The sequence below is a fragment of the Alkalimonas amylolytica genome (assembly GCF_900107845.1).
GTDB classification, from domain to species: domain Bacteria; phylum Pseudomonadota; class Gammaproteobacteria; order Enterobacterales; family Alteromonadaceae; genus Alkalimonas; species Alkalimonas amylolytica.
This window is the reverse complement of the sequence record NZ_FNRM01000003.1, coordinates 466,654-474,904: the sequence shown is the minus strand read 5'-3', so window position 1 is coordinate 474,904 and position 8,251 is coordinate 466,654. Positions and strand designations below refer to the sequence as shown.

Here is an 8,251-nt window from a genome sequence, read left to right as displayed (position 1 = left end):
TGGGTCATTAGCTCAGCTGGTAGAGCAGTGGACTTTTAATCCATTGGTCGATGGTTCGAATCCATCATGACCCACCACTTTCCTTCTATTTTCTCCCAACGTTAACTTTTGTCATTTGGTCTTGTCTCACTTATAATAACGCCCCTTTATCGGTAACGAAGACTGGCACGATGGAACAAAGTTTGTATTTCGACGAACAGCAGTTTGTTTTTCCGCGCAAGCCTATGCCGCTGCAACAGGAGCAGGCTGCAGAGTACAAGGCGCGTATTAAAGCCTTATTACAGCAGCACAATGCCGTCCTGGTGGCGCATTACTACACCGATCCTGAAATACAGGCATTGGCAGAAGCAACCGGCGGCTGTGTGTCCGACTCACTGGAAATGGCCCGCTTTGGCAAAGAGCATCCAGCAGATACGTTGATCGTAGCTGGGGTGCGCTTTATGGGTGAAACCGCCAAGATCCTAAGCCCGGAAAAAACCGTGCTGATGCCAACGCTGGATGCGACCTGTTCATTGGATTTAGGCTGCCCGGCCAAAGAGTTCTCTGAGTTTTGCGATGCGCACCCGGATCGGGTGGTGGTGGTCTATGCCAACACCTCAGCGGCCGTGAAAGCCAGAGCCGATTGGGTGGTCACCTCATCCATTGCACTGGATGTGGTCGATTATCTGGACAGTCAGGGCAAAAAAATCCTCTGGGGCCCGGACAAGCATTTAGGCGCTTATGTGCAAAAGCAAACCGGCGCCGATATGCTGCTGTGGAACGGTGCCTGTATTGTGCACGACGAGTTCAAAGCCAAAGCCTTGCTGGAGCTAAAAAAGCAGTACCCCAATGCTGCCGTCTTGGTGCACCCCGAGTCACCGGACTCGGTGGTACAGCTGGCCGATGCGGTTGGCTCTACCAGCCAACTGATCAAAGCCAGCCAAACCCTGCCAAACGATACCTTTATCGTGGCTACCGACAAAGGCATTTTCTACAAAATGCAGCAGCAGGCGCCAGGTAAAACCTTCATCGAAGCGCCTACCGGTGGCAATGGCGCCACCTGCCGCAGCTGTGCCCATTGCCCCTGGATGGCGATGAATGGCCTGCAAGCCATTGAAGAAGCTCTGGTTAAGCGGGAGGGGCATGAAATCTTTGTCGATGACGCATTACGCCGCAAAGCCTTGTTGCCACTGGATCGGATGCTGAACTTTGCCAAAGAGCAGCAGGTCGCGGTGAAGGGTAACGCCTGAACTGGTTAATTTGCCAGCAGAAAACAGCGAAGCAACAGATAACTGTTGCAACAAAGCCGCTTTTTACCTAGTATAGCGGCGCTCGCTACGGTGAGTATCGGAGAGGTGGCTGAGTGGCTGAAGGCGCACGCCTGGAAAGTGTGTTTAGGTTAACCCCTAACGAGGGTTCGAATCCCTCCCTCTCCGCCATATTCAAACAAAAACCCCCTGGCTCGCGCCAGGGGGTTTTTGTTTGACTGCGGAGCAGGGCGGCCTTGGTTCGAACCCGGATCGTATTTACTTCCAACAAATCTACGCTATCTTCAATACATCATACCCCTTTGGCCCGCAGGCCCTGCATGGATTGGCTGCTATCATGACAACCACCACAACTACTTTACCAAGCCCGGTCGCGCCGGCCGAGCGCATGCTGATCCTGGACGTGATCCGTGGTTTTGCCCTTTTTGGCATTTTGATGATGAACATCGAGTATTTTCAGCGGCCACTGCAGGCGCTGATGCTTGGGTTTAACTCCGAGCAAAGCGGGCTGGATTATGCGGTTGCCTGGCTGTCGTTTACCTTTGTGCAGGGCAAGTTTTATACGCTGTTTTCCTTGTTATTTGGCCTGGGTTTTATTGTGTTTATAGACCGAGCCAGGCAAAAGGGGGCGGCAGCGCCTAGCTTATTCCGTCGCCGTTTGTGGGTGTTGTTGGCCATTGGGGTGGTGCATCTGTTGCTGATCTGGGGGGGGGATATTCTGCATTTTTATGCCGTGGTCGGATTTTTGTTGTTGTTTTTTGTCAATGCTTCGGTAAAACGGCTGTGTATCTGGGCTGCGGTGCTGCTACTGACACCTATTCTACTGATTTGGCTTGGGACTTTCGCCCTTGAAATGGCGATGCAGGTTCCTGAAGAAGCGGCAAAGCTAAAAGCTGGTTTTGCCGCTGATAAAGAGAAATTGCTGGCTGATATTGCCCGTGGGGATCTGCTTTATGCCAGTGGTGGTTATTGGCAGGTGGTGCAGTGGCGGGTGTATGAGTTTCAGGCTTTGTATCTTAGTCCTGCGCTGCTGTTATTTGTGCCAATGATTCTGGGCATCTTTTTGCTTGGTGCCGCTTTAGGTCGCTCAGGCTTGTTGCAAACACCTGAGCAGCATAAAGTGTTTTTCTGGCGGTTGATGTGGTTGGGCTACAGCATAGGGCTGCCATTAACGCTGATATGGGGCATCTATGGCACTGAGGTCGAGATGGTGTCACCGAGCATCCGTAATGCACTGCTGATGACCTGCCAAAATCTGTCGAATGTGGCGCTGTGTTTGGCTTACATGGCGACACTGGTCCATCTGTACCTGCACAAAGGGCACTTTATTCGTTTGCTTGCGCCAGCGGGCCGCATGGCGCTTACCAACTATTTGCTGCATTCTGTGGTGTTTACCCTGCTGTTTTATGGTTATGGCCTGGGTCTTTACGGAGATTTTGGTCGGGCAGCCACTACCTTGATGGCACTGTTACTCTATGGCTTGCAACTTTGGCTCAGTCACTGGTGGCTGCAGCGCTACCGCAGTGGGCCTATGGAATGGTTGTGGCGTACGCTGACCTATGGCCACCGCCAACCGTTTCGGATCCAACCGCTCCTTTCTTCTTAGTATTGCTTAATACATTGATTTTCATTAATTAAAATATGGCACGCTCTATGCTTTATCCTTGTGAAGAACAATTTTTTGACAGAGGGTATCGCCATGCAAATCAAAGGTCCGGGAGTGTCACTGTACAGTCAGATGCAAGCCATGGCACAGCAGGCACGTGGCCCGCAGCAGGCTATGGCATTGCAACGACAGGAGCCTCATGGTGTTTCTGGCGTCAGCCATAGCCAAAGTGACTTTGGCGCTATGCTCAAAGGTGCGCTGGATAACGTGAATGGTCTGCAAATGCATGCCCGGGGTCTGGCAACTGCCGTTGAAAAAGGGGTTGAAGGGGTGACCATCGCGGAAGCGATGATTGCAGCCTCCAAATCCTCCATTGCTTTTGAAGCCACCATGCAGGTGCGCAATAAAGTAGTGGAAGCCTACAAAGAAATTATGACGATGCCGGTGTAAGAGCTAAGGGGTAAGTTGTGGCAGAGAACCAATCCACTGAACTGGCGTTAAGCGGCGATGAGTTTAACTCCAGTGATCAACAAGAGCAGAAATCCGGTTTTCTGAACAACCTGGGTGGCACTGATCTGCTGCGTCAGGTGACCATGATCATTGCACTGACCATCTGTTTGGCGATTGCGTTGCTGATTATTTTATGGGCACGTCAGCCGGAAATGCGTCCACTGGGTACCTTTGCCACCGAAGAGCTGATTCAGACTCTGGATCACCTGGACAGCCAGCGGGTGAAATACCGGTTGGATGGCAATGTTATCTATGTTCCTGAAGACCAATTTCAAAGCATTCGGCTAGGTATGACCCGGGCCGGGCTGGCGCAGGAGCCAACCAGCGGTACCGAAATCCTGATGCAAGACAGTGGCTTTGGCGTTAGCCAGCGACTTGAAACTGAACGCTTAAAGCACAGCCGCGAGCAGCAGTTGGCACGGACTATCGAAGAGTTACAAAGTGTAGCCAGGGCCAGGGTGCTGTTGGCAATCCCACCGGAAAACGTATTTGCCCGTCGTGAACGTTTACCGTCAGCAACAGTGCTGATTACTGCCCGAGGTGGTCGGGTTATTCGTGACAGTGAAGTCGATGCCATCGTCGATATCGTTGCTTCGGCTGTCCAGAACCTGGACCCGTCCAGAGTGACGGTGACGGATCAGAACGGCCGCTTGTTAAATAGTGGCTCGCAGGATACGGCTTCTGCCAGAAAACGGCGTGAGTACGAGCTGGAGCGGGCGCGGGAAGATGAGTATCGTCAACGAATTGACAGTATCCTGATGCCAGTGTTGGGCGTGGGTAACTACACAGCGCAAGTTGATGTGGTGATGGATTTCACCACCCTGGAGCAAACCCAACAGCGCTTTAATCCAGACTTGCCGGCCATTCGCAGTGAAATGAGTATTGAAGAAAGCAGCGTGGGTGGTTTAAGTGGTGGTATCCCTGGGGCTTTATCCAATCAGCCACCCATGCCTTCGGCTATTCCGGAAGAAGCAACTGGCGGTGGGGCAACACCTATTGTGCCAGGTCGTAATCATCGGGAGACCACCCGTAATTTTGAGCTCGATACCACCATTAGCCATAGTTCGCAGCAATCAGGGGTCGTACGAAGGGTCAGTGTGTCTGTGGCGGTAGATTACAAATTAGCACCCAATGATCAAGGAGAAATGGCACCTCAACCCAGAACTCAGGCAGAATTGCACAATATTCGTCGCTTGTTGCAAGGCAGCATTGGGTATGATGTGCAGCGCGGTGATAGCATTGAGGTGGTTTCGGTGCCCTTTACCCGGACCGAGCTGGAGGCTGAGCCTACGGTCTACTTCTATCAGGAAGAGTGGTTTATTCGTCTGACCCGCTTACTAATTGCTGGCCTGGTCATCATCGTACTGATTTTGTCGGTGGTACGGCCGATGCTGAAGAAACTGATCTATCCTGAAGATACCAAAGATGCGTATGATGAAGATGCATTAGGGTCTGGCCTGGATTTAGGCGATGACACCATCGATATGCTGAAATCTACCTTTGATGAAACCGCGGTTGGCTTTGCCGAAGATGGCACCCTGATGCTACCAGACTTGCATGGCGATGAAGATTTACTAAAAGCAGTGCGTGCTCTGGTAGCGAATGAACCGGAACTATCGGCCCTGGTGGTCAGAAACTGGCTGGAAGAAGATGACTGAGAATATTGAAAAGCCAAGCTTTGATGTTGGTAAGCTCGATGGCGTTGAAAAGGCCGCAATTCTGCTGTTAAGTTTATCAGAGGAAGATGCAGCCCAGATCCTAAAGCACCTGGAACCTAAACAGGTGCAAAAGGTGGGCACGGCCATGGCGCAAATGACCGATCTGAATCAGGCAAAGATTTCAGCGGTGCACCGGCTTTTTATTGAGCAAATCCAGAATTTCAGTACCATTGGCTTCCAGAGCGAAGAGTTTATCAAGCGAGCTCTAACCGCAGCCTTGGGTGAAGAAAAAGCGGCCAACTTGATCGATCAGATTGTATTAGGTGGAAGTGCCAAAGGTCTGGATTCTCTGAAATGGATGGATTCCAAGCAAGTAGCCAATATCATCCGTAACGAGCACCCGCAGATACAGACCATTGTGTTGTCTTACCTGGCTCCGGAGCAGTCAGCGGAAATTTTGTCGCAGTTCTCTGAAAAAGTCCGGCTGGACTTGACCATGCGGATTGCCAATTTAGAAGAAGTGCAACCCGCCGCCTTGCAGGAATTGAATGAGATTATGGAGAAACAATTTGCCGGTCAAGCTGGTGCGCAAACGGCTAAAATGGGTGGCTTGAAAGCTGCGGCCGACATTCTTAACTATCTGGATACCAACATTGAAGGTCAGTTGCTGGATTCCATCCGTGAAAATGACGAGGAAATGGCGCAGCAAATCCAGGATCTGATGTTTGTTTTTGAAAACCTGATTGATGTTGAAGACCGAGGCATTCAAACACTGTTGCGTGAAGTAGAGCAAGATATTTTGATGAAGGCCTTAAAAGGTGCGGATGATGCACTGAAAGAGAAAATCTTTGGCAATATGTCGAAACGGGCGGCTGAACTGCTGCGCGATGATCTTGAGGCCATGGGCCCAGTCCGCGTCAGTGATGTAGAAGCGGCACAAAAAGAAATCCTGGCCACTGCGCGGCGACTGGCGGATGCTGGTGAAATTATGCTTGGTGGTGGTGGTGGTGATGACTTCCTGTAATTGTTTACAGCGGGACCAACTATGAGCTCAGATCAGTTTCGCTATAAGCGGCCATTCTCACCTGATGCCAGTACTCTGGAGCAGCTGAAAGAGTGGCCAAGCCCTGATCTGACCGGTGACATGCGCAAGTACGAAAAAACCAATGCGTTGAATAAAACCAGACCTGATCCCAAAGCACCCGCTGAAACCGAGCAATCGGATGAGGATGATCACAGTCTTAAACCTCTGACTGCTGAGCAAATGGAAGAGCTGCGCCAGCAAGCTTATGACGCGGGCTTCTCGGAAGGTAAAGAAGATGGCTTCGCCAAAGGCTATGAAGAGGGACGCCAGCAAGGTCAGGAAGACGGGGTAAAGCAGGGCTTGGCCGAAGGCAAGAAACTTGGTTTTGAAGAAGGGCAGCAGCAAAGCGAGCAGCAATTTCAGGCGCTGGAACAATTACTGGATCAATTGCAGCAGCCGCTAAAGCAGCTGGATAAACAAGTAGAGCAAGAGCTGTTGGCCCTGGCGCTGGCGATGGCCAAAGCAGTGCTGCAAACCGAAGTACAAACCAACCAACAAGTCATTCTTAAGGCATTGCAACAGGCGATTGATGCGTTGCCACTGCGACATGGCAAGGTGCATATCAAGTTGCACCCGGATGATTTGGCCATTATTCAGCAGCATTACAGTACTGAGCAACTGGGTGAGCGTGGCTGGCAGTTGCTGGCTGAGCCGACCTTAAGCCGCGGTGGCTGCCGGCTTGAAACCGAACAGTCTCTTGTCGATCGTAGCATTGAGCAGCGTTTAGGCAGTGCTTTAGCTCATTTCATGCAACTGGAGACACCCAAGGACGACACTGCGGAGGAGTCACCGGTATGACCGCTTCCCTGGCAGAGAGGATCCGCAAGCAACAGCACTACATTCGACCAAGCAGGCCCTCAGTATCTGGTCAATTAGTACGAGTTGTTGGCCTGACGCTGGAGGCAACCGGTTGCAGTGCAGGCATTGGTCAGAGTTGCGAAGTGGAAACGGCGCAGGGCATTATTCTGGCTGAAGTAGTGGGTTTTGCCGGTGATCGAATTTTTTTGATGCCAAAAGATGATATTTCCGGGGTGGTGCCTGGTGCCAAAGTCACCCCTGTATTGCACGAACAGGGCGTGCCATTGTGCATGGGGCTGCTCGGGCGGGTGGTAGACGGAGCTGGTAAGCCGTTGGATGGCAAAGGGCCTATCGTTGCCACTGAATTTGCCCGCAACCGCAAAGTCCCCATTAATCCACTGCAGCGTCAACCAATACGAACTCCACTGGATGTTGGTGTGCGCGCGATCAACAGCGCGTTGACGGTAGGCAAAGGCCAGCGGATGGGGCTATTTGCTGGTAGTGGTGTTGGTAAAAGCGTGCTGCTTGGCATGATGACACGCGGCACCAGCGCCGATGTCATCGTGGTTGGTTTGGTTGGTGAACGGGGCCGTGAGGTCAAAGAGTTCATCGATGATATTTTAGGCGAAGAAGGTCGAGAGCGTGCCGTGGTGGTGGCGTCGCCAGCCGATGTATCGCCAGTAATGCGGCTAAAAGGCTGCGAAACGGCCGTGCAAATTGCGGAGTATTTTCGCGATCAGGGGCTGGATGTATTGCTGCTGATTGACTCCATTACCCGTTATGCCCAGGCCCAGCGTGAAATTGCATTGGCTGTTGGGGAGCCGCCGGCTACCAAGGGTTATCCACCCTCTGTCTTTGCCAAATTACCTGCCTTGGTTGAGCGGGCTGGCAACGGTGCCGCTGGCAAAGGTTCCATTACCGGTTTTTACACGGTGTTGTCTGAGGGCGATGATTTGCAGGATCCAATCGCCGATGCATCCCGGGCGATTTTGGATGGCCATATTGTGTTGTCACGGCAACTGGCCGATAGCGGCCACTTTCCAGCCATTGATATTGAGCAGTCGATTAGCCGGGTGATGCCGGCAGTGACCAGCATGGAACATCAACTGATGGCACGGCAATTAAAACAACTCTATGCCAGTTACCGTCAAAGTAAGGATTTAATCGCCATCGGTGCTTACGTCAAAGGCAGTGATCCTTTGCTGGATAAAGCAGTGGCTTTAATGCCTGCTATCAACCGCTTTTTGCAACAGGGTATGAAAGACGTGGTGGCCTATGATGAGAGTTTGCTGGCGCTGACTAATTTATTGCCACTTCCGGCGCAAGCCAAAGCAACAGGGTAAGCCAT

The 8,251-nt window shown here is 51.8% G+C and carries 7 protein-coding genes and 2 tRNA genes; all 9 read left to right on the top strand.

What is annotated here, in order from left to right:
* Position 1: 1 nt before the first annotated feature.
* Positions 2 to 77, top strand: a tRNA-Lys gene (locus BLW37_RS08510).
* Between the two features lie 93 nt (positions 78 to 170).
* The gene (gene nadA / locus BLW37_RS08505) at positions 171 to 1,229 is read left to right on the top strand and encodes a quinolinate synthase NadA (RefSeq protein WP_091341847.1); all 1,059 of its coding nucleotides are present in this window, start codon (positions 171 to 173) and stop codon (positions 1,227 to 1,229) included.
* A gap of 99 nt (positions 1,230 to 1,328) precedes the next feature.
* Positions 1,329 to 1,418, top strand: a tRNA-Ser gene (locus BLW37_RS08500).
* A 43-nt stretch (positions 1,419 to 1,461) separates the two neighbouring features.
* Positions 1,462 to 2,853, top strand: a complete 1,392-nt coding sequence (locus tag BLW37_RS08495) for a DUF418 domain-containing protein (protein ID WP_091341845.1) — start codon at positions 1,462 to 1,464, stop codon at positions 2,851 to 2,853.
* Positions 2,854 to 2,946: 93 nt separating this feature from the next.
* Positions 2,947 to 3,303, top strand: a complete 357-nt coding sequence (gene fliE / locus BLW37_RS08490; RefSeq protein WP_091341842.1) for a flagellar hook-basal body complex protein FliE — start codon at positions 2,947 to 2,949, stop codon at positions 3,301 to 3,303.
* A gap of 17 nt (positions 3,304 to 3,320) precedes the next feature.
* Complete coding sequence (gene fliF / locus BLW37_RS08485; protein ID WP_091341841.1) at positions 3,321 to 5,021, top strand: flagellar basal-body MS-ring/collar protein FliF; 1,701 nt, start codon at positions 3,321 to 3,323, stop codon at positions 5,019 to 5,021.
* Positions 5,014 to 6,045, top strand: coding sequence for a flagellar motor switch protein FliG (gene fliG, locus BLW37_RS08480; RefSeq protein WP_091341840.1), 1,032 nt, complete (start codon positions 5,014 to 5,016; stop codon positions 6,043 to 6,045). Before fliF ends, fliG begins: the two co-directional genes overlap by 8 nt.
* Positions 6,046 to 6,066: 21 nt before the next feature.
* Positions 6,067 to 6,903 carry a flagellar assembly protein FliH gene (gene fliH, locus BLW37_RS08475; RefSeq protein ID WP_091341838.1) on the top strand — a complete coding sequence of 279 codons (837 nt, stop codon included), beginning with the start codon at positions 6,067 to 6,069 and terminating at the stop codon, positions 6,901 to 6,903.
* A complete protein-coding gene (gene fliI, locus BLW37_RS08470; RefSeq protein ID WP_091341836.1) occupies positions 6,900 to 8,246 on the top strand; it encodes a flagellar protein export ATPase FliI in 1,347 nt (448 codons plus the stop codon). Before fliH ends, fliI begins: the two co-directional genes overlap by 4 nt.
* Positions 8,247 to 8,251 lie beyond the last annotated feature (5 nt).

Bases quoted from the DNA above. Each gene is read 5' to 3' on its own strand.
- nadA (WP_091341847.1), top strand. From the start codon at position 171: ATGGAACAAAGTTTGTATTTCGACGAACAGCAGTTTGTTTTTCCGCGC.
- fliE (WP_091341842.1), top strand. From the start codon at position 2,947: ATGCAAATCAAAGGTCCGGGAGTGTCACTGTACAGTCAGATGCAAGCC.
- fliG (WP_091341840.1), top strand. From the start codon at position 5,014: ATGACTGAGAATATTGAAAAGCCAAGCTTTGATGTTGGTAAGCTCGAT.
- fliH (WP_091341838.1), top strand. From the start codon at position 6,067: ATGAGCTCAGATCAGTTTCGCTATAAGCGGCCATTCTCACCTGATGCC.
- fliI (WP_091341836.1), top strand. From the start codon at position 6,900: ATGACCGCTTCCCTGGCAGAGAGGATCCGCAAGCAACAGCACTACATT.